Origin of the sequence: Chromobacterium violaceum ATCC 12472, assembly GCF_000007705.1 — a bacterium.
Taxonomy (GTDB): domain Bacteria; phylum Pseudomonadota; class Gammaproteobacteria; order Burkholderiales; family Chromobacteriaceae; genus Chromobacterium; species Chromobacterium violaceum.
On record NC_005085.1, the window covers coordinates 3,631,910 to 3,657,646 of the forward strand.

Below are 25,737 nucleotides of genomic sequence, written 5' to 3' on the forward strand. Positions count from 1 at the left end.
CTGACTGAAGAGAACGGGAGCCTGGCGGTTCCCGTTTTTCTTTGCGCTTGCCGGTTTTCAGTACTATCAAGGCAACGTAGAATCCACAGTTTCCCCAAAAGCCGCATGCATAATCCAACATGAATCTCATCGGCAAGATCCTGACCCCGGACCATATCCTGCTGGACCTGGACGTCGCCAGCAAGAAACGGGTGTTCGAGCAGGTGGGCCTGCTGGTGGAAAACACCCGCGGCATCGCCCGCAGCGAGATTTTCGACAGCCTGTTCAGCCGTGAAAAACTGGGCTCCACCGGACTCGGCCAGGGCGTGGCCATCCCCCATGGCCGCGCGCGCGGCCTGAAGGAAGCCACCGGCGTGTTCATCCGCCTGAAGGCGCCCATCCCCTTCGACGCCCCGGACGGCAAGCCGGTGCAATGCCTGTTCGTGCTGCTGGTGCCCGAGCACGCCACCGACCTGCATCTGCAGGTGCTGTCGGAGCTGGCGCAGATGTTCTCCAGCCGCCAGATGCGCGAGCAGATGCTGGGCGTGGACGCGCGCGACGACCTGTACCAGCTGCTTTGCGAATGGACCCCCCATGCCTAGCATCACCGTGCGCCGGCTGTATCAGGAAAACCAGCAGAAACTGAATCTCACCTGGGTCGCCGGCACCGGCGGCTCCGACAATGTGATTGGCAACGACGACCAGCGTCCTACGCTGGCCCTGGTCGGCCACCTGAACTTCATCCACCCCAACCGGGTGCAGGTGCTGGGCCTCGCCGAGGTGGACTACCTGAACAAGCTGGAGCAGTCGGCGGCCAAGACCGCGCTGGACCAGCTGTTCCACAAGAGCATGTCGGTGGTGATGGTGGCCAACGGCCAGCCCGTGCCCCGGCTGCTGCGCGACTACTGCCACAGCCACAACGTGCCCTTGATGTGCAGCACGCTGGAAAGCCCGTACCTGATGGACGTGCTGCGGATTTACCTGGCGCGGGCGCTGGCGGTGTCCACGGTGCTGCACGGCGTGTTCCTCGACGTGTTCGAGATCGGCGTGCTGATCATGGGCGACTCGGCGATGGGCAAGAGCGAACTGGCGCTGGAGCTGATTTCCCGCGGCCACGGCATGGTGGCCGACGACGCGGTGGAGCTGTACCGCATCGGCCCGGACACGCTGGAGGGCCGTTGCCCGCCGCTGCTGCGCGACTTTCTGGAAGTGCGCGGCCTCGGCATCCTCAACATCCGCACCATCTTCGGCGAGACCGCGGTCCGTCCCAAGAAAGTGCTGAAGCTGATCATCCACTTGGTCAAGGCCAACGACCAGGCGATGCAGGCGCTGGACCGGCTCAACATCCAGTCCGAAACCCAGGACATCATCGGCGTCACCGTGCGCAAGGTGGTGCTGCCGGTGGCCGCAGGCCGCAACCTGGCGGTGCTGGTGGAAGCCGCGGTGCGCAATTACATCCTGCAGCTGCGCGGCATAGACAGCACCCGCGAGTTCATCGAACGCCATACCAACTTCTTGAGAGACCAGGAAAATGCGCCTGATATTGATTAGCGGCCTGTCCGGCTCCGGCAAGTCGGTGGCGCTGCGCGCGCTGGAGGACTCCGGCTTCTATTGCGTGGACAATCTGCCGGCCACCATGCTGCCCGAGGCGATGGCGATGTACGACGACTTCGGCTACCAGGATATCGCCATCAGCGTCGACACCCGTTCCGGCCCGTCGCTGGGCGCGCTGCCGCAGGTGGTGGAAGGACTGAAAACCCAGGGCATCGACGTGCGCCTGCTGTTCCTGGAAGCCAAGCCGGAAACGCTGGTCAAGCGCTTCTCAGAGACCCGCCGGCGCCATCCGCTGTCCGGCTCGGGCATCACGGTGGAGGAAAGCATACTGCTGGAACAAGAGATGCTCGCCGATGTGCTGGAGCTCGGCACCCGCATCGACACCAGCGAATTGTCGGCCAACGCGCTCAGAAGCTGGGTGCGCGAACTGGTGGACGCGGACGGCAACCGGCTGACGCTGATCTTCGAATCGTTCGGCTTCAAGCACGGCGTTCCCCAGGACGCCGACTTCGTGTTCGACGCCCGCTGCCTGCCCAATCCCTACTACGACCCGCAGCTGCGCCCGTTCACCGGCCGCGACGAGCCCATCATCGACTTCTTCTCCGGCAACAAGGCCGTGGCCGAAATGATAGCCGACATCCAGGCGATGATCGCCAAGTGGCTGCCCTGCTACGGCAAGGAAAACCGCAGCTACCTGACGGTGGCCGTCGGCTGCACCGGCGGCCAGCACCGCTCAGTCTACATCATCGAAAACCTGGCGCGCGCCTTCTCCGACCGCCAGGTGCTGGTCCGCCACCGCCAGCTGTACCGCGAACACTGAATGGCCGGGAAGACGCCGCGCTTCCCTCCCCGCTTGGCTCAAGAAGGATGAAATGACCCGCAAGACCATCACCGTCGCGCTGACCGGCGCCTCCGGCCTGCCCTACGGCCTGCGCCTGATCGAAATCCTGCTCGCCGCCGGCGCGCGGGTATGGGTGCTGTACTCGCAGGCCGCCCAAGTGGTGGCCAAACAGGAAATGCAGCTGACGCTGCCTTCCCGTCCCGCGGAAATGCTCGCCTGGCTGCGGGAGCGCTACCCGGCCGGCGACGGCCAGCTGGAAGTGTACGGCCGCGAGGAATGGTTCGCGCCGGCCGCCTCAGGCTCCAATCCGCCGGACGCGATGGTGGTATGTCCGTGCTCGATGGGCACGCTGGCGGCCATCCGCCACGGCATGAGCGACAACCTGATCGAACGCGCCGCAGATGTCTGCATCAAGGAGCAGCGCAAGCTGGTGCTGGTGCCGCGCGAGACGCCGCTGTCCGCCATCCACCTGGAGAACATGCTGGAGCTGGCGCGCCTGGGCGTGGTGATCCTGCCGCCTTCCCCCGGATTTTATACCCACCCCAAGAGCGTGGACGACATGGTGGACTTCGTCGTCTCCCGCATCCTCGATCAACTGGGCGTAGCGCAGACATTGACGCCGCGCTGGGGAGAGTAGGCATGGACGGCGGCCCGATCCTGAGCCTGGAAGCGCTGCGCCGGCTGGAGAAGGCCGCCGCCGGCGACGGCCTGGACCTGATGCGCCGCGCCGCGCTGGCCGCCGCGGACTGGGTCACCCGCCACTGCCCGCCCGCCTCTTCGCTGCTGGTCTGCGCCGGCCCCGGCAACAACGGCGGCGACGCGCTGTACGCGGCGCTGGAGCTGCAGAAGCGCGGCCATCCGCTGACGGTCCTGCAACCCGTCGCGCCGGCCAGCGACGCATGCCGTGCCGCCCGCCTCCAGGCCGAAAGCGCGGGCATCGCCATCCTGGCGGAGCTCCCCGACAATGCGCCGACGCCGGCGCTGCTGATAGACGGCCTGTTCGGCATCGGCCTGTCCCGGCCGCTGGACGCGTCCTGGCAAGACCTGATCGCCCGGCTGAACCGGCTGGACTGCGCCAGGCTGGCGCTGGACTGCCCGAGCGGGCTGGACGCCTACACCGGGCATGCCCTGGGCGCGGCGATCCGCGCCGACCACACGCTGACTTTCCTCTGCCACAAGCCGGGTCTGTTCGGCGGCCCCGGCGCGGATTTCGCCGGCCGGGTGGAACTGGCGGCGCTGGATTGCCCCGCCGCCCTGTACCCGGAAGCAGAAGGCGAGCTCAACCGCCCGTCAGCGGCGGCGCTCGCCCGTTCCCGCGACAGCCACAAGGGCAGCTACGGCTCGGTGTCGGTCATCGGCGGCGCGCCCGGCATGCTGGGCGCGGCGCTGCTCGCCGGGCGCAGCGCGCTGGCAGGCGGCGCCGGCAAGGTCTACCTGTGCGCGCTGGACGACAGGCTGCCCGTCGATCCGGCCGCGCCGGAACTGATGATGCGCCCGGCGGACGAGTCGGCGGACATCCCCGCCGCCGACGTGCTGGCCATCGGCCCCGGCCTGGGGCAACAGGAGCTGGCCGAGCGGCTGCTGGAACTGGCGATCTCCCGCGCCTGTCCGCTGGTGCTGGACGCCGACGCGCTCAATCTGCTTGCCGTCCGCCGCGACCTGGCCGCCCGCATCGCGGCGCGCGGCGCGCCCACCGTGCTGACGCCCCACCCAGCCGAGGCGGCGCGGCTGCTGAAGCTGGACACGCGGGAAATCCAGGCCGATCGCGTTGGCCATGCCCGGCGCCTGGCCGCCCTCTTCAACTGCGTGGTGGTCTTGAAGGGCGCGGGCAGCCTGATCGCGCGGCCGGACGGCTATTATCGCGTCAACGACAGCGGGGGGCCGGAACTGGCCTCCGCCGGCCAGGGCGACGTGCTGACCGGCCTCGTCGCCGCATTGCTGGCCCAGGGCCTGGACGCCTTCGACGCGGCCTCGCTGGCGGCGCGGCTGCACGGCCTGGCCGGCGACGGCTACCGCGCCGAAAGCGGCGGCCCGATCGGACTGACCGCGTCCGCCACCGTTCCGCGCCTCAGCCGCGCGCTCAACCATCTGCACGCCGAAGGCTGAAGCGCTTTGCCGATGACGGCGGTTTGTAGTTAAGATCGACCGGCAAGCCCACATACCGGAGAGCCGTCTTGTCGTCCGCCCATAACCAGAAAAAAGCCTACGCCTTCGGCCTGGGCGCCGTGCTGGCCTGGTCCACCGTCGCCAGCGCCTTCAAGCTCAGCCTGCAATATCTCAGTCCGATGCAGCTGGTGCTGTACGCCAGCGCCGCCTCGCTGCTGTCGCTGCTGTCCATCCTCGCCTGGCAAGGACGGCTACCCGAGCTGGCCGCCGCCTTCCGCCGCCACTGGAAAAGCTCGCTGCTGCTCGGCGCGGTCAACCCCTTCGCCTACTACCTGGTGCTGTTCCAGGCCTACTCGCTGCTGCCGGCGCAGGAGGCGCAGGCGATCAACTACACCTGGGCGCTGACGATGACGCTGCTGGCCGTGCCGCTGCTGAAGCAGAAGCTGAGGTTGCAGGACGCGATGGCCGCGCTGGTCTGCTATCTGGGCGTGCTGGTGATCGGCACCCGGGGACAGCTGCTCGAACTGCATTTCTCCAACCAGTTGGGCGTGCTGCTGGCGCTGGCCTCGACGCTGCTGTGGGCAGGCTACTGGATATTCAACACCCGCGACACGCGCGAACCGGTGCTGGGACTGGCGCTGAACTTCGCCTCCAGCCTACCCCTGAGCCTGGCCTGGTGCGCCTGGCATGGCCAGTTGACGCCGCCCGCCTGGCAGGGACTGGCCGGCGCGGCCTACGTCGGCGCGCTGGAGATGGGCTTCACCTTCGTGCTGTGGCTGTCGGCGATGAAGCTGACGCGCAGCACCGCCAGCATCGCCAACCTGATCTTCCTGTCGCCCATGGCGTCCTTGCTGCTGATCCACCTGATCGTCGGCGAGGCCATCCTGCCGTCTACGCTGCTGGGCCTGGCGCTGATCCTGGGCGGCCTGCTGGCGCAGAAACTGCCGCTGCGCCGCGTCCAGCCGCAGCCGCTGGCCAACCCGCCGTCCTGATCCGCGAACCAGGCATCGGCAGGGCGGCCGCTCTCGATCCAGCATGGCAATTCCGGCTCCCTCTGCCTACGATTGATTCTGAGGGCACGAGCAAACAGGCACCATGAAAAGCATCAAGACAAGGTTAATGTTATGGCTGATGGCATGGATCACCACCATTCTGGGGACGACCGGACTGTATTTCTACATCCATGACTACAATATCGACCAGAACGACTTCCAAACCCAACGCGCCGCCGTGCAATCGCGCCTGTCGCTGTCCCTGCCCCACGGCATCTGGCAGCTGGATGACGAGAACGTCCGCCTGGCGCTGGACAGCGAGCTGAGTTGGCCATCGGTGATCGCCATCAACGTAAAGGGGGAAAGCGGCCTCAACCTGGGCCGCACCCGCGACGCCAACGGCAATCTGCGCGACATGCTGCCCAACGAGCAGCCCAAGGTCGACGACACCCTCAGCATCCCCATCATCTACCAGGGCAAGGAACACCTGGGCACCGCCACCGTCTACCTGTCGCACGACGCGCTGCGCGCGCGCGAAGACCAGCACCTGATCACCATCTTCGCCCAGATCATCCTGCTGGACGGCCTGATCTTCTTCATCATGTCGTTCAACCTGCAGCGCTTCATCTTCCAGCCGCTGTCCAAGCTGCAGCTGGCGCTGAACACCGCGATCCGCGCGCCGGACGCCAGCGGCGCGCAGATCACCCACCTGGCGGACGACGAGATCGGCGGCATCGTCAACGGCTTCAACCGCATCGTCGCACGCACCGCGGCCGACCTGGTGAAACGGACGGCGGCCGAGGCCGTCGCGCGCGAGGAAAAGGAAAAGGCGCAACAGGCCTACAGCCAACTGATGGCGACGCAGGAAACGCTGGTGGAGGCGGAAAAGATGGCCTCGCTGGGCAGCCTGGTGGCAGGCGTCGCCCACGAGATCAATACGCCGGTCGGCATCACGCTGACCGCCGCCTCCCACCTCGGCACCGCCACCTCCCACATCACCGGCAAGTTGGACAGCGGCAACATCAAAAAAAGCGACTTCCAGAGCTACCTTGAAACGGCCCAGGAATGCTGCGAGCTGATCCTGGCCAACTCCGAACGCGCCGCCAACCTGATCCACAGCTTCAAGCAGGTGGCGGTGGACCAGACCAGCGAGGCCCGTCGCAGCTTCCATCTGCACGACTACCTGAACGAGGTGATCACCAGCCTGAAACCACGCTTCAAGCACACCAAGGTCGCGATAGACATCCAGTGCGAGGAGGACATTCTGCTGGACAGCTATCCCGGCGCGCTGGCCCAGGTGCTGACCAATCTGGTGGTCAACGCGCTGATACACGGCTATGAAAGCGGCGAAATTGCTGGCACCATCGTCATCGAGGCCCACCGCAGCGACGCCCAGCACGTGTCGATGACCATCAGCGACAGCGGCAAGGGCATTTCGCCGGAAAACCTCGGCCGGGTGTTCGAACCTTTCTTCACCACCCGCCGCGGCAGCGGCGGCAGCGGTCTTGGCCTCAACATCGTCTACAACATCGTGCGGCAGCGACTGGGCGGCAACATCGAGGTTCACAGCGAAGTTGGACAGGGCACCCGATTCACGCTGGACATGCCCTGCATCGCACCCACCGTCCAGCACAAGGAGAATGTGGCATGAGCCAACAAGCCTCTCTTCCCGACGACGACAACTGGCTGCTGGAAGATACCGACGGCGACGAAGCCGGACGGCCGTCCGAGGTGCGCAAGCCCTGGAAAGTGCTGATCGTCGACGACGAAAAGGATGTGCATACCGCCACACGCATCGCGCTGCGCGGCATCAGCTACAAGGAGCGCCCGCTGGAGCTGCTGAGCGCCTACAGCGGCGCCGAGGCCTTCCAGATGCTGCAGCAGCACGCGGACATCGCGCTGATCATGCTGGACGTGGTGATGGAAAGCGAGGACGCCGGCCTCAGGCTGGTGCATCGCATCCGCGAGGAGCTGGACAACGGCGTGGTGCGCATCGTGCTGCGCACCGGCCAGCCCGGCCAGGCGCCGGAACAGGAAGTCATCCTCAACTACGACATCAACGACTACAAGACCAAGACCGAGCTGACCACTCAGAAGCTGTTCACCACCACCATCGCCTCGCTGCGCGCCTACGAGAACCTGGTATCGCTGGAAAAGAACCGCCAGGGCCTGGCCAAGATCCTGGAAAGCGCGTCCGACCTGTACCAGCTGCACTCGCTGCGGGAATTCGCGTCCGGCGTGCTGCGCCAGATCAGCGCGCTGTTGGACATCGGCACCGACGGCATCCTGTGCGTGCGCAACGACAACCTGGTCGGCCGGCCGGAGCTGGAAATCCTGGCGGTGTCCGGCGCCTACGAATACCTGGCCGAGTCCGGCGACCTGTCCAACGAGCCGCACCTGGCGGCGGTGTTCCAGCAGGTGTTCAAGGAAAAACGCAGCATCTACCAGCATCCGTACGACGTGCTGTACATTTCCTCGCGCAACCGCCGCGAATTCGCCGTCCACTTCATGCCGCAGTGGCCGCTCGACTCGGTGGAGCGCGACCTGCTGGACGTATTCTGCCAGCGCATCTCGGCCGCCTACGACAACCTCTACCTGTACAACCAGCTGCGCAGCGCGCAGGAGGCGACGGTGGTGGCGCTGGCCGACCTGGCGGAATTCCGCGACACCGACACCGGCGATCATGTGCTGCGGGTGCAAAAGCTGACCGACGCCATCGCCGAGGAAATGGTCAGCCACAACCATTATCCCGAACTGATGACCCATGAATTCATGGACATGGTCGGCATGGCCAGCATCCTGCACGACATCGGCAAGGTGGCGACGCCTGACCACATCCTGCTCAAGCCCGGCAAGCTGGACCCGGAAGAGCGCGCCATCATGGAGCAGCACGCGACGATAGGCGCGCAGATCCTGGCCAAGTCCGCCCAGCTGGTCGAAGGCGCCAGCTACCTGTCTCTGGGCTCCGAGATCGCCGGCGGCCATCACGAGCACTTCGACGGCAACGGCTATCCCGGCAAGCTGCAGGGCCAGGCCATCCCGCTGTCCGCGCGCATCGTCGCGGTGGTGGACGTGTTCGACGCGCTGCTCAACAAGCGCCCCTACAAGGAGCCCTGGAGCATGGAGGACACGATGAAGTACATCAACGGCCGCTCCGGCACCCAGTTCGACCCGCACGTGGTCGCCGCGCTGAGCCGGCTGGTGAGCGAGGACCGGCTGCCGGTGCAGTTCGGCGACTGATCCCCGCGGCCATCCAAACAAAAACGGCAGCGCTCCGCTGCCGTTTTTCCGTTTCCGCCCGCTCGCTCAGGCGACGTAGTTCAACACGCACAGGTACTGGCAGATGCTGCCCCCCAGCACGAACAGATGCCAGATGCCATGGCCGTGGCGGATTTTCTCGTCGTTGAGAAACCAGTAGATGCCGGCGCTGTACAGCAGGCCGCCCAGCGCCAGCCAGAACAGTCCGCCCGGCTCCAGCGCCTCGATCAGCGGCTTGACGGCGATCAGCACCAGCCATCCCATCGCCACGTACAGGATCATGGACAGGATGCGGGTGCGCCGCCCCAGCGTCAGCTCCTGGACGATGCCGAACAGCGCCAGTCCCCAGCTGATGCCGAACAGGGTCCAACCCCAGGCGCCGCGCAGCGTCACCAGCGCGAACGGCGTGTAGCTGCCGGCGATCAGCAGGTAGATCGCCGAATGGTCGCATTTCTGCAAGATGGCCTTGGCCCTGCCCTTGAAGCTGTGGTACAGCGTCGAGATCAGGTACAGCGTCACCAGGGTGCCGCCGTACAGGCTGAAACTGACGATCTTCCACGGATCGCGCTGCATGGCCGCCTCGACCACCAGCACCACCAGGCCGGCTATCGCCAGCAGGGTGCCGGCAAGATGCGAATAGCCGTTGAAACGTTCGCCGCGATACATGATTGTTTTTCCTTGGCGCCGGCATCCGGCCGGCGCTTGAAACGGTTGCAACCCAGATTGGAGCCTTCCCGGCTCCTCTGGGTTCCATTGTCCCCCGTCCGGCGGCCCAAGACTAGCGGTTTGCGCAAACAAAAAGCGGGCCGAAGCCCGCTTGCTTGCCGATTGCCGCGGAGACTCAGGCGCCCAGCGCCTTCAGCACGTCGTCGCGCACGGTTTCCACCGCGCGGGTGCCGTCGATCTTCACGTACTTCGGCGCCTTGGCGCTGCCGCTCTCGGCCAGCTTGCCGTAGAAGCCCACCAGCACGGCGGTCTGCTCGTGGTAGACAGCCAGGCGCTTCTTCACGGTTTCTTCCTTGTCGTCGTCGCGCTGGACCAGGTCCTCGCCGGTCACGTCGTCCTTGCCGGCCGCTTTGGGCGGGTTGAAGGTGACATGGTAGGTGCGGCCCGAAGCCAGGTGCACGCGGCGGCCGGCCATGCGCTCGACGATGGCGGCGTCCGGCACGTCGATCTCCACCACGTAGTCGATGTCGACGCCGGCGGCGATCATCGCTTCCGCCTGCGGAATGGTGCGCGGGAAGCCGTCGAACAGGAAGCCGTTGGCGCAGTCGTCCTGGGCGATTCGCTCCTTGACCAGGCCGATGATGATGTCGTCGCGGACCAGGCCGCCGGCATCCATGATGGCCTTGGCTTCCAGGCCCAGCGGGGTGCCGGCCTTGACCGCGGCGCGCAGCATGTCGCCGGTGGAGATCTGCGGGATGCCGAACTTCTCGCGGATGTAGTTGGCCTGGGTGCCTTTGCCGGCGCCGGGCGCGCCCAACAGGATCAATCGCATTTGTGTGACTCCAGTTCTGTTTGATTTATGAATTCTTTGACGGAGCGGCCGCTCCCTGCCCCTCAGGCGAACAGCCGGCGCACCCGTTCCAGGTCTTCCGGCGTGTCCACGCCGGCGGCCGGCGCCTCGTCCGCCAATGCCACCGCGATGCCGTAACCATGCCAGAGCACGCGCAATTGTTCCAGCGCTTCGTATTGCTCCAGCGGCCCCGGCTCCAGGCCTGCATAGGCAGCCAGGAAACCGGCCCGGTAACCGTACATGCCGATATGGCGGTAAACCGGCAGTCCGGCCGGCAACGCCGAGCGGTCGGCGGCGTAGGCGTCGCGGGCGTAGGGAATCGGCGCGCGGCTGAAGTACAGCGCGCGGCCATGCTTGTCCAGCGCCACTTTCACCACATTGGGATTGAAATGGTCGGCCGCGTCGTGCAGCGCGTGCGCCAGGGTCGCCACCGGCGCGTCGGCGCCGGCCAGCAGCTCGGCCAGCCGGTTGATCAGCTCAGGCTGGATCAGCGGCTCGTCGCCCTGCACGTTGACCACCAGCGCGTCGTCCGGCAACGCCAGCTTGGCGGCCACTTCGGCTAGGCGATCGGTGCCGCTGGCGTGGTCTTCGCGCGTCAGCACCGCCTCGACGCCGTGCGCGGCGCAGGCGGCCAGGATGTCGGCGTGGTCGGTGGCGACCACGACGCGGGCGGCGCGGCTCTTCGCCGCCTGCTCCGCCACGCGCACCACCATGGGCTTGCCGGCGATGTCTGCCAGCGGCTTGCCAGGCAGACGGCTGGACGCCATCCGCGCCGGGATCACCACCGTGAAGCCGTTCATTTGACTTCTTCTTCCGGGGCCAGCTCGCGCGCTTCGCTCTCCAGCATCATCGGGATGCCGTCCTTGATCGGGAACGCCAGGCGGTCTCCCTTGCAGATCAGCTCGTCCTTGCTCTTGTCGAACACCAGCGGGCCCTTGCACAGCGGGCACACCAGGATTTCCAGAAATTTAGCGTCCATGTTTCGTCTTCAAGCGGGCTAGTATCCATTCGCACAGATCAGGCGCCAGCGTGGCCTGAACCGGCAAAACCCATAGTCTAGCACGCTGCGCCGCATCATGAATCACGCGCGCGAGCTTGACCGCGTCCTTGCTGGTGACGATCACCGCGTCGGCGTCGGCGGGAATGTCGCCGGGGACGAACGCGTGGTGATCGGGGAAGGACAGTCGTTGCTCGACGGCGATGCCCTGCCCCGCCAGCGTGTCGAAAAACCGCTCGGGATGGCCGATGCCGGCCAAGGCCGCCACCTTCCGCCCGGCAAAGCCGGCCGCGTCCCGCGCGCGCGACGCGTCGTCCAGCGCGTGGCAGGCGCCGGGGCGCAGCGTCATGGCGAAGCGCGGCAGACCATCCGGCAACGGCAACTGGGCGCCCTCGCCGTTGACCACCACGGCATCCACCGCCGCCAGCCGCGACGGCGGCTCGCGCAGCGGGCCGTTGGGCAGCAGCCGGCCGCTGCCCAGGCCGCGGCTGCCGTCCAGCACGACGATCTCCAGATCGCGCGCCAGCCGGTAATGCTGCAGGCCGTCGTCGCTGAGAATCAGCTCCACGTCCGGATGCCGCGCCAGCAGATGGCGGCCGGCGGCGACGCGGTCGCGCCCCACCACCACCGGCGCGCCGGCGGCGGCCAGCAGCAGCGGCTCGTCGCCGACCAGGGCCGGGTCGCTGTCCGGCCCCACCTCGGTCGGCGCCGGCGCCTTGCCGCCGTAGCCGCGGCTGATCACCCCGACCTTGACGCCGCGCGCGGCGAAATCGCGCAGCAGCGCCAGCGTCAGCGGCGTCTTGCCGACGCCGCCGACATTGATGTTGCCTATCACCACCACCGGAACCGGCAGTCGCCCGCTCGTTTTCCAGCCGCGGCGGAACGCCTGCCGGCGAGCAGCGGCCAGCAGCGCAAACAGCCCTTCCAGCGGCGCCAGAAGGGCTGTCAGCCAGCCTCGCGGCCGGTACCAGTGTTGTTCGATCAGACGCATGCGGCCTTCGGCTTCACTTCAGGTTCTGGGTGGCGAAAGTCAGTTGCGACAGGCCGGCCTCGCGCGCGGCCTCCATCACGGTGATCACCGATTGATGCGTGGACCTGGCGTCGGCGTTGACCACCACCACCACGTCTGTCTTGCCGGCCGCGGCGGTTTTCAGGCTGGCCAGCAGCCCGGCCTTGTCGCCTGGCGCCAGCCTGGCGTCGCCTACCGCCATCGCGCCGTCGGCGGCCACCGCCACCTTGATCTCGACGGTCTTGTTCTGTTGCTGCTCGCCCTGCGCGGCGGGCAGGTTGATCTTCAACTCCGAAAAATGCGAATAGGTGGTGGTGACCATCAGGAAGATCAGGATCACCAGCAGCACGTCGATCAACGGGATGAAGTTGATCTCCGGCTCCTCCCGGCCTCGGCCGCGACGAAAATCCATGCTCAGCTCCCGTTCTTGCGCTCGCCGTGCGCCACTTCCACCAGCTTGACCGCCTGCGCCTCCATCTCCACCAGCAGGCCGTCCACCTTGGAGCGGAAGTAGCGGTAGAACATCATGCTGGGAATGGCGACGATCAGGCCGAAGGCGGTGTTGTACAGCGCGACGGAAATGCCATGCGCCAGTTGCTGCGGATTGGCGCCGCTGGCGTTCTGCGAGCCGAAGATCTCGATCATGCCGATCACGGTGCCGAGCAGGCCCAGCAACGGCGCCATCGCGGCGATGGTGCCCAGCGTGGTCAGCAACCTTTCCAATTGGTAGGCGACCTGGCGGCCCTCGTCCTCGATCGCCTCTTTCATCACCTCGCGGCTGCCGTGCACATTGCGCAGGCCGGCGGCGAACAGGCGGCCCAGCGGCGAATGGCCCTGCAGCCGTTGCAGCAGCTCCTCCTTGTCGCCGACCCGGCGGTACTCCTGCAGCGTCTGCGCCAGCAGCCCCTGCGGCACCGCCGCGCCGCGCCGCAGCGTGTACAGGCGCTCCAGAATGATGGCCAGCGACACCACGGAAGCCGCGATGATGGTCCAGATCGGCCAGCCGGCCGCTTCAACGATAGCCCACACGAAGCATTCTCCGTCATCGATACAAACGCCAGACTTTATTCCCTACGACCGGGTTCAGGCAACCTCGCGGGAATAAATTTCTCGCCGCTTGCCACTTTTTTGGGCAAGCACTGTCAAAAGCCGTTGCCACCGGCACGCCGCGCCACTTATCCACAAGGTTATTCCGCGATTGCTGTGGATAAATCGACAAGCGATTGGACGGATTTCCCCGCGCCGGCATTGACATCGGTCAAAGCTTTGTCGACGATGGAAATATCCAAACGACCGTTTGAATAAAAATGAACCTGCCCATCTGGCTGATCAAGCTGCTGTTCAATCTGTGGCCGCCCTTTCTCGGCGCCGGCATCCGCGTGCACAAGCTGTCCCCCGACTTCCGCCAGGCCGAGGTCAGGCTCAAGCTGGGACTGGGCAACCGCAACTACGTCGGCACCCACTTCGGCGGCAGCCTGTACGCGATGACGGATCCGTTCTACATGCTGATGCTGCTGCGCCAGCTGGGCGGCGACTACTACGTGTGGGACAAGGCCGGGCGCATAGACTACGTCAAGCCGGGCCGCGGCGTGGTGCGGGCGCTGTTCCATCTGAGCGACGAACAGCTGGCCGACATCCGCGAGCGCACCGCCGGCGGCGACAAGCACTTGCCGGAAATGACGGTGGAGATCCGCGACGCCGACGACGAGCTGGTGGCCACCGTGCACAAGACGCTGTACGTGCGCCGAAAGCCGGACCGGCGCCGATAGCCGCCGACAAAACCGCTGATCCTGCGTTGCGCCTCCTTGGCTCAGACGCTCTACAAGGTTTTGTTAGCGGCTGCAAGCGCGAAACCCATATGGAAAAAGCCGCGTTTCGCGGCTTTTTCCATATGGGTCCCGTGAAGCGCTTACTCCCCGAAACCACAGAACACTTCGCGCATCATCCTCAGCACGTCCAGCGTGCGGATGTCGCCCACCCGGTAGTAAACCCGGTTGGCGTCCTTGCGCGTGCGCAAAACGCCCTTGTCCCGCATAATGGCCAAGTGCTGGGAAATATTGCTCTTGGAAGTGCCGACCTGCTCGACGATGTCTTGCACGCTCACCTCCCTGTCTTCCAGCACCGATATGATCTTCAAACGCAGCGGATGCGACATGGCCTTCATCGCCCGCGACGTCTGCTCGATCTGGTCGTCGTTGAACAGCAAAGCTTTTCTCCTAATGTAGCCTGACATTTTTTTGATTTGACTGCGGTACAATAGTATCCACAAAACCAGATACTATCAAGGTTTTCTAATATTCTGAATGCGAATGCCATGAAATCCATCAAGCCTGTGTTGTTATTGATCCTCGACGGTTTCGGCCATCGCACGGAAGGCGACGACAACGCCATCCTGCACGCCAGAATGCCGGTATGGAGCCGCCTGCGCGAACAGTACGCGTACGGAACGATCAACGCCTCGGAAAACTTCGTCGGCCTGCCCTCCGGGCAGTTCGGAAATTCCGAGGTCGGCCACCTGAACATCGGCGCGGGCCGCATCGTCCAGCAGGACATCAGCCGCATCGACTGCGACATCGAGGATGGCCGCTTCTCCAGCAATGACACACTGCAGCAAGCCATGAGCAAAGCTCAAGGCTCGGCCCTGCACATCCTGGGCCTGCTGTCCGATGGCGGCGTTCACAGCCACGAGAACCACATTCATGCGCTGATCCGCGCCGCCCAGGCCGCCGGCGTGCCCAAAATCTACGTCCACGCCTTCCTCGACGGCCGCGACACGCCGCCGCGCAGCGCCGAAACCTATCTGAAGCGCCTGGACGCGGCGCTGGCCGAATGCCCGAATGCCCGCCTGGTTTCCGTGACCGGCCGCTACTGGGCGATGGACCGCGACAAGCGCTGGGAGCGCGTCGAGCCCGCCTACCGCCTGCTGGTGGACGGCGAAGGCCTGTTCCACGCCGAAACCGGCCTGGACGCGCTGAAAGCCGCTTACGAGCGCGACGAGAACGACGAGTTCGTCAAGGCTACCGGCATCGGCGCGCCGGTGAAGATGCAGGACGGCGACGCGCTGATCTTCATGAATTTCCGCGCCGACCGCGCCCGCCAGCTGACCTCCGCGCTCACCGACCCGGCCTTCGACGGCTTCAAGGCGCGCCAGCCCAAGTTCGGCTACTACGCCACCCTGACCTCCTACGGCGAAGCCTACTCGGCGCTGCCGGTCGCCTACGCGCCGCAGAAGATCCACAACGGCATGGGCGAATACCTGTCTTCCAAGGGACTGAAACAGCTGCGCATCGCCGAAACCGAGAAATACCCGCACGTCACCTATTTCTTCAACGGCGGCGAAGAGCAGGTCTACCCGGGCGAGGACCGCATCCTGGTGCCGTCGCCCAAGGTGGCCACCTATGACCTGCAGCCGGAAATGAGCGCCGGCGAGGTCACCGACAAGATCGTCGCGGCGATCCAGTCCGGCCAATACCAGGCCATCTTCTGCAATTACGCCAACGGCGACATGGTCGGCCACAGCGGCGTGTTCGACGCCGCGGTCAAGGCGGTGGAAGCGCTGGACGGCTGCATCGAACGCTGCGTGGACGCGATGCTGGCCGCCGGCGGCGAGGTGCTGATCACCGCCGACCACGGCAACTGCGAGCAGATGTACGACGGCGAGCACCATCAGCCGCATACCCAGCACACCACCAACCAGGTGCCCTTCCTCTACATCGGCCGGCCGGCGAAAATCCGCGCCGGCGGCTCGCTGCGCGACATCTCGCCGTCGCTGCTGGCGATGATGGGCCTGGAACAACCGGCGGAGATGACCGGTCAATCGCTGATCGACTTCCAATAATCGCCTCACGGAGCGGCGGCCATGCTCCGGCGTGGCCGCCGTTATTGCCTCAAGCGAAAGAACACCAAGGGAATGAAACCTTACCTGCTGCTGGCCCTGCTGGCCGGCGCCGCCCAGGCGGCCAATACCAACGCCTCCTCCACCAGCCTGTCCGTCGCCCCGCATCAGCAAGACCTGAAAAACGTGCGCAAGGAGATCGACACCCTGAAGAAGGACCTGGCGCAGAAGCAGACGGTCCAGAAGGAGGCGCAGTCCGCGATCAAGGAGTCGGAGCAGGCCATCAGCCAGACCAAGCAGGCGCTGGCGACGCTGGAGCAGAAGCAAAACCGTTCCGAACAGCAGCTGGCCGAACTGCGCGGCAAGATCGAGCAAACCCGCGCCAAGCTGGCCGGCACCCGCCAGCGCGTCGGCCAGATGCTGGTGCGCCAGTACAAGAACGGCCAGCACGACGCGATGAAGCTGATGCTGAACGCGGACGACCCCAACCAGAGCGCCCGCGACCTCACCTACTACCAGCACATCGCCCGCGCCGAGCAGCAGCTGGTGCAACAACTGGTCGTCCAGCAGAAACAGCTGGAAACGCTATCGGCCCAGTTGGAGCAGGAGCTGGCCAGATTGAACAATCTGTCCGATCGCAAGTCGCAGGAAAAAAGCGACCTGGAAAAGGACAAGACCCAGCAGGTGCAGCAGCTGAACAAAGTAGCCGGCGAGATCAAGCAGGGCCAGAGCAAGCTGACGCAGCTGCAGGAGGACGAGAAGCATCTGGCCAATGTGATCGCCCAGATCAACCGCGAGATCCAGCGCCGCCGCGCCGAGGCCGCGCGCAAGGCCGCCGAGGCGCGCAAGGCCAAGCTGGCCGCCGCCCGGGAAGCCGCGCGCAAGGAAAACGAGCGTCGCCGCAAGCTGGCCGAGCAAGCCAAGAAACAGGGCAAGCCGGTGCCTGAAGAGGCGAAGAAGCCGGTGATCGTCAAGGAAGAGCCGGCGCACAAAGTGGACGAAGTCGCGGACGACAGCGCGTCCGGCCGCGCCTTCGCCAGCCTGCAGGGCAAGATGAAGATGCCGGTGGCCGGCCAGATCGGCGGCGCCTACGGCAAAGCGCGGCGCGAAGGCACCACCTGGAAGGGCGTGTTCATCCGCGCCGCCTCCGGCCAGCCGGTGCGCAGCGTCGCCGACGGCACCGTGGTGTATGCCGACGAGTTGCGCGGATTCGGCAAGGCGGTGATCATAGACCACGGCGGCAACTATATGACGGTGTACACCAACCTGTCCGCCATCGCCAAATCGTCCGGCAGCGGCGTCAAGGCAGGGGAAACACTCGGCAACACCGGAGCACTGGACAACGGCGAATCCGGACTGTACTTTGAAATCCGGCACCTGGGCCGCACCCTCAACCCGCAAGCCTGGACGCGCTAAGGTCCGGGACACGGAGAATCAGCAAAGCATGAGCAGCCAAAAAATGAAGAAAATCGCATGGTTGGTGGCAGGCGCCATGGCCGGTGGCGTACTGACCCTCAGCATGCAGGCGCTGGCCGACAAGGAGGCCTCGCCGCTGCCGCTGAACGAGTTGCGCACCTTCGCCGAGGTGTTCAGCCTGATCAAGCAGAGCTATGTCGAGCCGGTGACGGACAAGAAGCTGATAGACGAAGCCATCAAGGGCATGTTGACCGGCCTGGACCCGCACTCCGACTACATGGACCCCGAGGAATTCAAGGAACTGCGCGAAGGCACGCAGGGCGAGTTCGGCGGCCTGGGCATAGAGATCGGCGCCGAGGACGGCCTGGTCAAGGTGGTGTCCCCTATCGAGGACACCCCGGCGCAGAAGGCCGGCATCAAGAGCGGCGACCTGATCATCAAGATCGACGACACTCCGGTGCGCGGCCTGTCGCTGAACGACGCGGTGAAAAAGATGCGCGGCAAGCCGGGCAGCAAGGTCACGCTGACCATCGCCCGCAAGAACGAGGCCAAGCCGCTGGTGTTCACGCTGGCCCGCGCGGTGATCAAGACCAAGAGCGTCAAGTACCGGATGCTGGAGTCGGGCTACGGCTACGTGCGCATCGCCCAGTTCCAGGAACACACCGCCGAGGACCTGGCCGCCGGTCTGCAGAAGCTGTATCAGGAAAACAAGCAGCCGCTGAAAGGCCTGGTGCTGGACCTGCGCGATGACCCGGGCGGCCTGCTGAACGGCGCCGTCGGCGTCGCCGCCGCCTTCCTGCCCAAGGACAAGCTGGTGGTCTACACCGAGGGCCGCACGCCGGACGCCAAGATGCGCCTGACCGCCACGCTGCAGAATTACGCGCGCCAGAACGGCAGCGATCCGCTGGCCAAGCTGCCGGTGGCGGTGCGCAGCGTGCCGCTGGCGGTGCTGGTCAACGGCGGTTCGGCCTCGGCGTCGGAAATCGTCGCCGGCGCGCTGCAGGACCACAAGCGCGCCGTGCTGGTGGGCACGCAAACCTTCGGCAAGGGCTCCGTGCAGTCCATCCTGCCGCTGGGCAGCCAGGGCGGCATCAAGCTGACCACCGCCCGCTACTTCACGCCTAGCGGCCGCTCGATCCAGGCCAAGGGCATCACGCCGGACGTGGTGGCCGAGGACGCGACGCTGACCGCCGCCGACCAGGCGTTGCGCGTGCGCGAGGCGGATCTGGAAAACCATCTGGCCAATCCCAACGGCGACGACAAGCCGGCCAAGACGGCCAAACCCGCCGCCAAGCCTGCGCAGCCGCCCGCGCCGGCGCCCGTTCCGGAGGGCAAGGACAAGGAGCCGGCCGCGCCGGACGCGCAAGGCGGACAGCGGATGCCGAACCCGAAGAGCGACTACCAGCTGTCCCAGGCGCTGAACGTGCTCAAGGTGCAGCAGATCCTGCAGAAAAACGAGAACTGATCCCCCCGGTTCCCGACACGATGCCGCCCGGCCCCGCCGGGCGGCATTTTTCATGCAGGCGGGCTTACTTTCCGAAACACAATGCCGCGGCAATCCTGATATTCTTGATGGTTATCCATTCCTTCCACCGGCCGGAGCCCGCCGCATGCTGACCCGCGAGTTCGTCCACACCTTCCGCGAAGCCGCCCCCTACATCAACGCCTACCGCGGCAAGACCTTCGTGCTGGCCATGGGCGGCGAGAGCCTGCTGGACGGCGACTTTTCCAGCATGGCCCAGGACATCAACCTGCTGGTCAGCCTGGGCGTGCGCATCGTGCTGGTGCACGGCATCCGCCCGCAGATCGAAACCCTGCTCAAGCGCCACGGCATCGCCCGCCTGTTCCACCGCGATCGCCGCGTCACCGACGCCGCTACCATGGACATCGTCAAGCAGGCGGCCGGCGCCACCCGCCATGACGTCGAGGCCCGGCTGTCGATGGGCATGCCGCACTCGCCGATGCACGGCGCCCACCTGCGCGTGGCCGGCGGCAACTTCGTCACCGCCCAGCCGCTCGGCGTGCTGGACGGCGTGGACATGCAGTACACCGGCCAGGTGCGGCGCGTGGACGCCGCGGCGATCCGCCAGCGCCTGGACGCCGGGGAACTGGTGCTGCTGACCCCGGTCGGCTATTCGCTGACCGGCGAGAGCTTCAACCTGACCATGGAAGAGCTGGCCACCCACGCCGCCATCGCGCTGAAGGCGGAGAAGCTGATCTTCGTCGTAGAAGGCCGCGGCGCGGTGGAGCAGGACAGCGAGCTGATCAGCACGCTGACCGCCCAGCAAGCCGAGCAGCTGCTGCAGGCGGGCAGCCTGCAGGACGACGTCGCCGCCTGCCTGCCCTATTGCATACGCGCCACCCGCGAAGGCATTCCCCGCGCCCACCTGGTCAGCCGCCATCAGGACGGCGCGCTGCTGCTGGAGCACTTCACCCGCGGCGGCAACGGCACCATGATCGCCCGCGACCCGCTGGTCAAGGTCCGCCACGCCAGCATAGAGGACGTAGGCGACATCATGGGGCTGATCCGCCCGCTGGAGGAACAGGGCATTCTGGTGCGCCGCAGCCGCGAGCGGCTGGAGGTGGAGATAGGCGAATACTCGGTGCTGGAGCACGACGGCAAGATCTACGGCTGCGTGGCGATGCACCCGTTCCCGGAAGCGGAGACGGCCGAACTGGCCTGCCTCGCCGTGTCGCAGGAAAAACGCGACGGCGGCTTCGGCGAGATGCTGCTCAAGCACGTGGAATACCAGGCGCGCACCCAGGGCCTGCGATCGCTGTTCGTGCTGACCACCCAGACCTCGCACTGGTTCGTCGAGCGTGGTTTCGCCGAGGCCGACAAGAGCTCGCTGCCGCTGGCGCGCCAGCAGTTTTACAATTACCAGCGCCGCTCGAAGGTGTTCGTAAAGAAGCTGTAACAATTAACGGCGATGATGCCGCCACGGTTGGAACGGCGCAGGCTCTGTGACACAATAGCCTGTTGTTTCAATCCGATTCCAAGCAAGGATTTCAAGCGATGAGCAGAACCGTTAACTGCATCAAGCTGGGCCGCGAAGCCGAAGGCCTCGACTTCCCCCCGCTGCCGGGCGAACTGGGCAAGCGCGTCTACGAAAGCGTGTCCAAGGAAGCCTGGCAAGGCTGGCTGCGCTACCAGACCATGCTGATCAACGAAAACCGTCTCAGCCTGGCCGACGCCCGCGCTCGCCAGTATCTGGCCAGCCAGCTGGATGCCTACTTCTTCGGCCAGGGCGCCGACGCGCCGGCGGGCTATACGCCGCCGCAGAACTAAAGCCGTGAACAAGCCCTCCAAGCGAGGGCTTTATTGTTTCCGATCACCGTCATTTTGGCTCGCATACCGTATGTCACAACCGCAAGACCTGCTGCTGAACCGTGAACTGGGACTGATAGAATTCAACCGCCGCGTGCTGGCCCAGGCGGAAGACCCGGACCTGCCGCTGCTGGAGCGCCTGAAGTTCCTGTGCATCGTCTCCTCCAACCTGGACGAATTCTTCGAAGTCCGCGTCGCCTGGCTGCAAGACGCCGCCCACGCCACGCCCGACCGCATCCTGGCGGATGGCTCCACGCCGGAGCAGGCGCTGGCCAAGGTGTCCCGCGCCAGCCACCAGCTGGTGCGCGAGCAATACGCGGTGATGAGCGAGGTGCTGTTCCCGGCGCTGCGCGAACAGGGCATCGTGTTCTTGCGCCGCAGCGAGTGGACCGAGCAGCAGCAGGAATGGGTGAAAAACTACTTCTTCCGCGAGCTGATGCCCATCCTGACGCCGATCGGGCTCGATCCGTCCCACCCCTTCCCCAAGGTATTGAACAAATCGCTCAACTTCGCGGTGGAGCTGGAAGGCCGCGACGCCTTCGGCCGCGCGTCCGGCACCGCCATCGTGCAGGCGCCGCGCATCCTGCCGCGCGTGATCAAGCTGCCGGCCGACGTCTGCGACGGCCGCCCGCACTGCTTCGTGTTCCTGTCGTCGATACTGCACTCGCACGTGCACGAGCTGTTCCCCGGCATGGCGGTCAAGGGCTGCTACCAGTTCCGCGTGACCCGCGACAGCGAACTGTCGGTCGACGACGACGACTTCAAGAACCTGCGCACCGCGCTGCAGGGCGAACTGCGCCAGCGCCAGTTCGGCGACGCGGTGCGGCTGGAGATCGCCGATACCTGCCCGCAACACATGGAATCCTTCCTGCTGACCCAGTTCAACCTGCAGCCGCGCGACGTCTACCGCGTCAACGGCCCGGTGAACCTGGTGCGGCTAATGCAGGTGCCCGACCTGGTGGACCGCGCCGATCTCAAGTTCGCGCCGTTCACGCCGACGCTGCCGGCCAATCTGCAGAAGAAGTCCAAGTCCTCGCTGTTCGACGTCATCCGCAAGGGCGACGTGCTGCTGCACCACCCGTACCAGAGCTTCCAGCCGGTGATCGACTTCCTCACCCAGGCGGCGACCGATCCGCACGTGGTGGCCATCAAGATGACGGTGTACCGCACCGGCACCGACTCGGTGCTGATGGAGTCGCTGATCGCCGCCGCCCGCGCCGGCAAGCAGGTGACGGTGGTGGTGGAGCTGATGGCCCGCTTCGACGAAGAGGCCAACATCGGCTGGGCCAGCCGGCTGGAAGACGCCGGCGCCCACGTGGTCTACGGCGTGATCGGCTACAAAGTGCACGCCAAGATGCTGATGGTGGTGCGCCGCGAGGCCCACGGCCTGCACCGCTACGTGCATCTGGGCACCGGCAACTACCACCCGCGCACCGCGCGCTTGTACACCGACTTCGGCCTGTTGACCTGCAACGAGGAAATCGCCAGCGACGTCAACGACATTTTCATCCAGCTCACCGGCCTGGGACGCGCCGGCAGCCTGAAGCGGCTGTTCCAGAGCCCGTTCACGCTGCACAGCATGATCATGGAGGCGATACAGCGCGAGACCGAGCACGCGCAGGCCGGCAAGCCGGCGCAGATCATCGCCAAGATGAACTCGCTGCTGGAGCCGCAGGTGATCCACGCGCTGTACCGCGCCAGCCAGGCCGGGGTGAAGATCCAGCTGATCGTGCGCGGCGTGTGCGCGCTGCGGCCGGGCGTGCCGGGGCTGTCGGACAATATCACCGTCCGCTCCATCGTCGGCCGCTTCCTCGAACACCCGCGCGTGTTCTACTTCTACAACGATCACAAGGAAGACCTGCTGATGTCCAGCGCCGACTGGATGGGTCGCAACTTCTTCCGCCGCATCGAGACCTGCGCGCCTATCCTGGACAACAAGTTGAAGCGCCGCATCATCAAGGAGGCGCTGCGCCTGTATCTGGAAGACAACGTCAACAGCTGGGAAATGCTGCCGGACGGCGGCTACAAGCGCCGGACCAGCCGCGGCAAGCCGCACTGCGCGCAGCGCGAGCTGCTGGCCTCCTATACCGGCAATCCGGAAGCGGAATAAGCGCATGGAAATCCTCGGCTATCTCATCGCCGCGCTGATGGTGCTGGCCGGCCTCGCCGGCACCATCCTGCCGGCCATCCCCGGCTTGCCGCTGATGTTCGGCGGCCTGCTGCTGGCCTCCTGGATGGACGGCTTCAACCATCTGGGCGCGGTCAGCCTGACCATACTCGCGGTGCTGGCCGCGCTGGGCCTGCTGATAGACTTCGTCGCCGGCCTGCTGGGCGCCAAGGCGACCGGCGCCAGCCGCCAGGCGTTGTGGGGCGCCTTCATCGGCAGCTTGGTCGGCATGTTCTTCGGCATCGCCGGCGTGATCCTGGGTCCGCTTATCGGCGCCATCGTCGGAGAATTCATCGCCCGCAAGGACGCGTTCCAGGCCGGCAAGGTCGGCGTCGGCACCTTCATCGGCTTCATCGTCGGCGCGGTGGCCAAGGTGGCCTGCGCCTTCGCGATGCTGGCCACCGCCGCGCTGGCGCTGGCGCTGTAGCCCCCCTGGCCATGCGGATGGCCGGCGCGGCCATCCCGGCGGCGGCGCGCAGATTTTGCTATGCTGTTGCGATCGATAGCGCCCGCCCCTTCAGCCGAGGACATCCGCCATGGCCCTGCAGCATCTGATCTATGTCAGCACCGCCCGCCGGGAATTGGACAACGCGGATCTGGAAGCCCTGCTTGAATCCTGCGTGCGCCACAACCTGCGGAACGACATCAGCGGCGTCCTGCTGTATGGCCCCGGCAACTTCATCCAGGTGCTGGAAGGCGAAGCCGATGCCGTCGCCGAAACCTATCAGCGCATTCTGGACGATCCGCTCCACCACAATCTGATAGAAATCCTGCTCGAAAACATCGAGCGGCGCAGCTTCGCCGACTGGCGAATGGGCTTCACCCGCCTCGACGACGAGACCATCCGCAAGCAGCCGGGCTTCGTGGACATCTATGGTCCCGACTTCCAACCCAAACTGCTGGCGGAACGCCCCTCGCTGGCGATGAGCATGCTGCTGACTTTCCGCGAGCACTGCCGCTGACCGCCATCCGCTCATCCCGGCCGCAGGATGGGCGCGGATTTCGTTATAATCGACGCTTAGTCCCATCCAACCAATGTGAACGCACTCATGGCCCAATACGTGATGTCGATGCTCCGCGTGAGCAAGATCGTCCCGCCCAAGCGGCAAATCATCAAGGATATCTCCCTCAGCTTCTTCCCCGGCGCCAAGATCGGCCTGCTGGGCCTGAACGGCGCGGGCAAATCCACCGTGCTGAAGATCATGGCCGGCGTCGAGAAGGAATACGACGGCGAAGTGCAGTGGCAGCCCAACCTGAACATCGGCTACCTGCCGCAGGAGCCGCAGCTGGATCCGGAAAAAACCGTGCGCGAGGAAGTGGAAAGCGGCATGGGCGAAGTGATGGGCGCGCAGAAGCGCCTGGAAGAGGTCTACGCCGCCTACGCCGATCCGGACGCCGACTTCGACGCCCTGGCCGAGGAACAGGCCAAGCTGGAAGCCATCATCGCCGCCGGCGCCAACGACAACGTCGAGCACCAGCTGGAAATCGCCGCCGACGCGCTGCGCCTGCCGCCGTGGGACGCCAAGATCGGCCCGCTGTCCGGCGGCGAGAAGCGCCGCGTGGCGCTGTGCAAGCTGCTGCTGTCCAAGCCTGACATGCTGCTGCTGGACGAGCCGACCAACCACCTGGACGCCGAATCGGTCGAATGGCTGGAGCAGTTCCTGGTGCGCTTCCCCGGCACCGTGGTGGCCGTCACCCACGACCGCTACTTCCTCGACAACGCCGCCGAATGGATCCTGGAGCTGGACCGCGGCGAAGGCATTCCCTGGAAGGGCAATTACTCCGGCTGGCTGGAACAGAAGGAAGCGCGCCTGGCTCAGGAAGCCAAGGGCGAGGCCGCGCGCCAGAAGGCGATGAAGCAGGAGCTGGAATGGGTGCGCCAGAACCCCAAGGGCCGCCAGGCCAAGTCCAAGGCGCGCATCGCCCGCTTCGAGGAGCTGTCCAGCTTTGAGACCCAGAAGCGCAACGAGACCCAGGAAATCTTCATCCCGGTGGCCGAGCGCCTGGGCAATGAAGTGATCGAGTTCGAAGGCGTGTCCAAAGGCTTCGGCGACCGCCTGCTGATCGACAACCTCAGCTTCAAGGCTCCGCCGGGCGCCATCGTCGGCATCATCGGCCCCAACGGCGCCGGTAAATCGACGCTGTTCAAGATGATCGCCGGCAAGGAGCAGCCGGACAGCGGCACGGTCAAGATCGGCCAGACCGTGCAGATGGCTTTCGTCGAGCAAAGCCGCGAAGGCCTGGACGGCGACAAGACCGTGTTCGAGGACGTGGCCGCCGGCGCCGACATCCTGACCGTCGGCAAGTTCGAGATGTCCAGCCGCGCTTACCTCGGCCGCTTCAACTTCAAGGGCGCCGACCAGCAGAAGAAGGTGGGCATGCTGTCGGGCGGCGAACGCGGCCGCCTGCACCTGGCCAAGACCCTGCTCAAGGGCGGCAACGTGCTGCTGCTGGACGAACCGTCCAACGACCTCGACGTGGAAACCCTGCGCGCGCTGGAAGACGCCTTGCTGGAATACGCCGGCACCGTGTTCGTGATCTCCCACGACCGCTGGTTCCTGGACCGGATCGCCACCCACATCCTGGCGGCCGAAGGCGAATCGCAATGGACCTTCTTCGACGGCAACTATCAGGAATACGAGGCCGACAAGAAGAAGCGCCTGGGCGAGGAAGGCGCCAAGCCCAAGCGCATCCGCTACAAGCCGATCAGCCGCTGATCCGCGGACAACAGCAAGCCCC

At 65.7% G+C, this 25,737-nt stretch carries 26 protein-coding genes; 18 read left to right on the forward strand and 8 right to left on the reverse strand.

Going from position 1 to position 25,737, the window contains the following annotated elements; genetic code table 11:
- The first annotated feature begins 119 nt into the window (after positions 1-119).
- From ptsN to CV_RS16475, 8 genes are all read left to right on the forward strand, one after another.
- Positions 120-581, forward strand: coding sequence for a PTS IIA-like nitrogen regulatory protein PtsN (gene ptsN, locus CV_RS16440; protein ID WP_011136881.1), 462 nt, complete (start codon positions 120-122; stop codon positions 579-581).
- On the forward strand, positions 574-1,530 hold the full coding sequence (hprK, locus tag CV_RS16445) for an HPr(Ser) kinase/phosphatase (RefSeq protein WP_011136882.1): 957 nt from the start codon (positions 574-576) through the stop codon (positions 1,528-1,530). The genes ptsN and hprK overlap by 8 nt, the downstream gene beginning before the upstream one ends.
- Positions 1,511-2,353, forward strand: coding sequence for an RNase adapter RapZ (rapZ, locus tag CV_RS16450; protein ID WP_011136883.1), 843 nt, complete (start codon positions 1,511-1,513; stop codon positions 2,351-2,353). The genes hprK and rapZ overlap by 20 nt, the downstream gene beginning before the upstream one ends.
- 52 nt (positions 2,354-2,405) lie before the next feature.
- Positions 2,406-3,011 (forward strand): flavin prenyltransferase UbiX, encoded by a 606-nt coding sequence (locus CV_RS16455; RefSeq protein WP_011136884.1) that lies wholly within the window; start codon positions 2,406-2,408, stop codon positions 3,009-3,011.
- Positions 3,012-3,013: 2 nt separating this feature from the next.
- The gene (locus CV_RS16460) at positions 3,014-4,480 is read left to right on the forward strand and encodes a bifunctional ADP-dependent NAD(P)H-hydrate dehydratase/NAD(P)H-hydrate epimerase (RefSeq protein WP_011136885.1); all 1,467 of its coding nucleotides are present in this window, start codon (positions 3,014-3,016) and stop codon (positions 4,478-4,480) included.
- A gap of 68 nt (positions 4,481-4,548) precedes the next feature.
- The gene (locus CV_RS16465) at positions 4,549-5,472 is read left to right on the forward strand and encodes a DMT family transporter (protein ID WP_011136886.1); all 924 of its coding nucleotides are present in this window, start codon (positions 4,549-4,551) and stop codon (positions 5,470-5,472) included.
- A gap of 139 nt (positions 5,473-5,611) precedes the next feature.
- On the forward strand, positions 5,612-7,123 hold the full coding sequence (locus CV_RS16470) for a sensor histidine kinase (RefSeq protein ID WP_011136887.1): 1,512 nt from the start codon (positions 5,612-5,614) through the stop codon (positions 7,121-7,123).
- Entirely contained in the window at positions 7,120-8,712 is a 1,593-nt protein-coding gene (locus CV_RS16475; protein ID WP_011136888.1) for a DUF3369 domain-containing protein, read from the forward strand. The genes CV_RS16470 and CV_RS16475 overlap by 4 nt, the downstream gene beginning before the upstream one ends.
- A 66-nt stretch (positions 8,713-8,778) precedes the next feature.
- On the opposite strand, the gene CV_RS16480 is transcribed toward CV_RS16475, so the two are convergent.
- The 7 genes from CV_RS16480 to CV_RS16510 all read right to left on the reverse strand — a co-directional run bounded on the left by CV_RS16480 (position 8,779) and on the right by CV_RS16510 (position 13,281).
- Positions 8,779-9,396 (reverse strand): PAQR family membrane homeostasis protein TrhA, encoded by a 618-nt coding sequence (locus CV_RS16480; protein ID WP_011136889.1) that lies wholly within the window; start codon positions 9,394-9,396, stop codon positions 8,779-8,781.
- A 175-nt stretch (positions 9,397-9,571) separates the two neighbouring features.
- Positions 9,572-10,228 carry an adenylate kinase gene (gene adk / locus CV_RS16485; RefSeq protein ID WP_011136890.1) on the reverse strand — a complete coding sequence of 219 codons (657 nt, stop codon included), beginning with the start codon at positions 10,226-10,228 and terminating at the stop codon, positions 9,572-9,574.
- Between the two features lie 62 nt (positions 10,229-10,290).
- On the reverse strand, positions 10,291-11,046 hold the full coding sequence (gene kdsB / locus CV_RS16490; protein ID WP_011136891.1) for a 3-deoxy-manno-octulosonate cytidylyltransferase: 756 nt from the start codon (positions 11,044-11,046) through the stop codon (positions 10,291-10,293).
- Positions 11,043-11,225, reverse strand: a complete 183-nt coding sequence (locus tag CV_RS16495; protein ID WP_011136892.1) for a Trm112 family protein — start codon at positions 11,223-11,225, stop codon at positions 11,043-11,045. Before CV_RS16495 ends, kdsB begins: the two co-directional genes overlap by 4 nt.
- Positions 11,215-12,234 carry a tetraacyldisaccharide 4'-kinase gene (gene lpxK, locus CV_RS16500; protein ID WP_011136893.1) on the reverse strand — a complete coding sequence of 340 codons (1,020 nt, stop codon included), beginning with the start codon at positions 12,232-12,234 and terminating at the stop codon, positions 11,215-11,217. The genes CV_RS16495 and lpxK overlap by 11 nt, the downstream gene beginning before the upstream one ends.
- Positions 12,235-12,247: 13 nt before the next feature.
- Positions 12,248-12,664, reverse strand: coding sequence for an ExbD/TolR family protein (locus CV_RS16505; RefSeq protein ID WP_011136894.1), 417 nt, complete (start codon positions 12,662-12,664; stop codon positions 12,248-12,250).
- Positions 12,665-12,666: 2 nt separating this feature from the next.
- Entirely contained in the window at positions 12,667-13,281 is a 615-nt protein-coding gene (locus CV_RS16510) for a MotA/TolQ/ExbB proton channel family protein (RefSeq protein WP_011136895.1), read from the reverse strand.
- A 278-nt stretch (positions 13,282-13,559) separates the two neighbouring features.
- Between CV_RS16510 and CV_RS16515 the strand changes: the two genes are divergently transcribed.
- Positions 13,560-14,021: a DUF4442 domain-containing protein gene (locus tag CV_RS16515; RefSeq protein WP_011136897.1), complete on the forward strand. Its 462-nt coding sequence runs from the start codon at positions 13,560-13,562 to the stop codon at positions 14,019-14,021.
- Positions 14,022-14,161: 140 nt separating this feature from the next.
- Here the strand turns inward: CV_RS16515 and CV_RS16520 are convergent, their stop codons facing one another.
- On the reverse strand, positions 14,162-14,458 hold the full coding sequence (locus CV_RS16520) for an ArsR/SmtB family transcription factor (protein WP_227590052.1): 297 nt from the start codon (positions 14,456-14,458) through the stop codon (positions 14,162-14,164).
- Between the two features lie 108 nt (positions 14,459-14,566).
- On the opposite strand from CV_RS16520, the gene gpmI reads away from it, so the two are divergent.
- From gpmI to ettA, 9 genes are all read left to right on the forward strand, one after another.
- Positions 14,567-16,090 carry a 2,3-bisphosphoglycerate-independent phosphoglycerate mutase gene (gpmI, locus tag CV_RS16525; protein ID WP_011136899.1) on the forward strand — a complete coding sequence of 508 codons (1,524 nt, stop codon included), beginning with the start codon at positions 14,567-14,569 and terminating at the stop codon, positions 16,088-16,090.
- 72 nt (positions 16,091-16,162) lie between these two features.
- Positions 16,163-17,503, forward strand: a complete 1,341-nt coding sequence (locus tag CV_RS16530; protein ID WP_043596545.1) for a murein hydrolase activator EnvC family protein — start codon at positions 16,163-16,165, stop codon at positions 17,501-17,503.
- Between the two features lie 43 nt (positions 17,504-17,546).
- Entirely contained in the window at positions 17,547-18,968 is a 1,422-nt protein-coding gene (locus tag CV_RS16535) for a S41 family peptidase (RefSeq protein WP_011136901.1), read from the forward strand.
- 145 nt (positions 18,969-19,113) lie between these two features.
- Positions 19,114-20,421 carry an amino-acid N-acetyltransferase gene (gene argA / locus CV_RS16540; protein ID WP_011136902.1) on the forward strand — a complete coding sequence of 436 codons (1,308 nt, stop codon included), beginning with the start codon at positions 19,114-19,116 and terminating at the stop codon, positions 20,419-20,421.
- A 98-nt stretch (positions 20,422-20,519) separates the two neighbouring features.
- The gene (locus CV_RS16545) at positions 20,520-20,792 is read left to right on the forward strand and encodes an oxidative damage protection protein (protein WP_021475089.1); all 273 of its coding nucleotides are present in this window, start codon (positions 20,520-20,522) and stop codon (positions 20,790-20,792) included.
- A 70-nt stretch (positions 20,793-20,862) separates the two neighbouring features.
- On the forward strand, positions 20,863-22,941 hold the full coding sequence (gene ppk1 / locus CV_RS16550) for a polyphosphate kinase 1 (protein ID WP_011136904.1): 2,079 nt from the start codon (positions 20,863-20,865) through the stop codon (positions 22,939-22,941).
- A 4-nt stretch (positions 22,942-22,945) separates the two neighbouring features.
- Entirely contained in the window at positions 22,946-23,425 is a 480-nt protein-coding gene (locus CV_RS16555) for a DUF456 domain-containing protein (protein WP_011136905.1), read from the forward strand.
- 109 nt (positions 23,426-23,534) lie between these two features.
- Positions 23,535-23,960, forward strand: coding sequence for a BLUF domain-containing protein (locus tag CV_RS16560; RefSeq protein ID WP_011136906.1), 426 nt, complete (start codon positions 23,535-23,537; stop codon positions 23,958-23,960).
- Between the two features lie 87 nt (positions 23,961-24,047).
- Entirely contained in the window at positions 24,048-25,715 is a 1,668-nt protein-coding gene (gene ettA, locus CV_RS16565) for an energy-dependent translational throttle protein EttA (RefSeq protein WP_011136907.1), read from the forward strand.
- Positions 25,716-25,737 lie beyond the last annotated feature (22 nt).

Coding starts and splice junctions, on each gene's coding strand:
- hprK (WP_011136882.1), top strand. CDS start 574: ATGCCTAGCATCACCGTGCGCCGGCTGTATCAGGAAAACCAGCAGAAA.
- gpmI (WP_011136899.1), top strand. CDS start 14,567: ATGAAATCCATCAAGCCTGTGTTGTTATTGATCCTCGACGGTTTCGGC.
- CV_RS16505 (WP_011136894.1), bottom strand. CDS start 12,664: ATGGATTTTCGTCGCGGCCGAGGCCGGGAGGAGCCGGAGATCAACTTC.
- CV_RS16470 (WP_011136887.1), top strand. CDS start 5,612: ATGGCATGGATCACCACCATTCTGGGGACGACCGGACTGTATTTCTAC.
- ppk1 (WP_011136904.1), top strand. CDS start 20,863: ATGTCACAACCGCAAGACCTGCTGCTGAACCGTGAACTGGGACTGATA.
- CV_RS16560 (WP_011136906.1), top strand. CDS start 23,535: ATGGCCCTGCAGCATCTGATCTATGTCAGCACCGCCCGCCGGGAATTG.
- CV_RS16495 (WP_011136892.1), bottom strand. CDS start 11,225: ATGGACGCTAAATTTCTGGAAATCCTGGTGTGCCCGCTGTGCAAGGGC.
- ptsN (WP_011136881.1), top strand. CDS start 120: ATGAATCTCATCGGCAAGATCCTGACCCCGGACCATATCCTGCTGGAC.
- CV_RS16545 (WP_021475089.1), top strand. CDS start 20,520: ATGAGCAGAACCGTTAACTGCATCAAGCTGGGCCGCGAAGCCGAAGGC.
- argA (WP_011136902.1), top strand. CDS start 19,114: ATGCTGACCCGCGAGTTCGTCCACACCTTCCGCGAAGCCGCCCCCTAC.
- ettA (WP_011136907.1), top strand. CDS start 24,048: ATGGCCCAATACGTGATGTCGATGCTCCGCGTGAGCAAGATCGTCCCG.
- kdsB (WP_011136891.1), bottom strand. CDS start 11,046: ATGAACGGCTTCACGGTGGTGATCCCGGCGCGGATGGCGTCCAGCCGT.
- CV_RS16460 (WP_011136885.1), top strand. CDS start 3,014: ATGGACGGCGGCCCGATCCTGAGCCTGGAAGCGCTGCGCCGGCTGGAG.
- CV_RS16475 (WP_011136888.1), top strand. CDS start 7,120: ATGAGCCAACAAGCCTCTCTTCCCGACGACGACAACTGGCTGCTGGAA.
- CV_RS16455 (WP_011136884.1), top strand. CDS start 2,406: ATGACCCGCAAGACCATCACCGTCGCGCTGACCGGCGCCTCCGGCCTG.
- adk (WP_011136890.1), bottom strand. CDS start 10,228: ATGCGATTGATCCTGTTGGGCGCGCCCGGCGCCGGCAAAGGCACCCAG.
- CV_RS16480 (WP_011136889.1), bottom strand. CDS start 9,396: ATGTATCGCGGCGAACGTTTCAACGGCTATTCGCATCTTGCCGGCACC.
- rapZ (WP_011136883.1), top strand. CDS start 1,511: ATGCGCCTGATATTGATTAGCGGCCTGTCCGGCTCCGGCAAGTCGGTG.
- lpxK (WP_011136893.1), bottom strand. CDS start 12,234: ATGCGTCTGATCGAACAACACTGGTACCGGCCGCGAGGCTGGCTGACA.
- CV_RS16530 (WP_043596545.1), top strand. CDS start 16,163: ATGAAACCTTACCTGCTGCTGGCCCTGCTGGCCGGCGCCGCCCAGGCG.
- CV_RS16555 (WP_011136905.1), top strand. CDS start 22,946: ATGGAAATCCTCGGCTATCTCATCGCCGCGCTGATGGTGCTGGCCGGC.
- CV_RS16535 (WP_011136901.1), top strand. CDS start 17,547: ATGAAGAAAATCGCATGGTTGGTGGCAGGCGCCATGGCCGGTGGCGTA.
- CV_RS16515 (WP_011136897.1), top strand. CDS start 13,560: ATGAACCTGCCCATCTGGCTGATCAAGCTGCTGTTCAATCTGTGGCCG.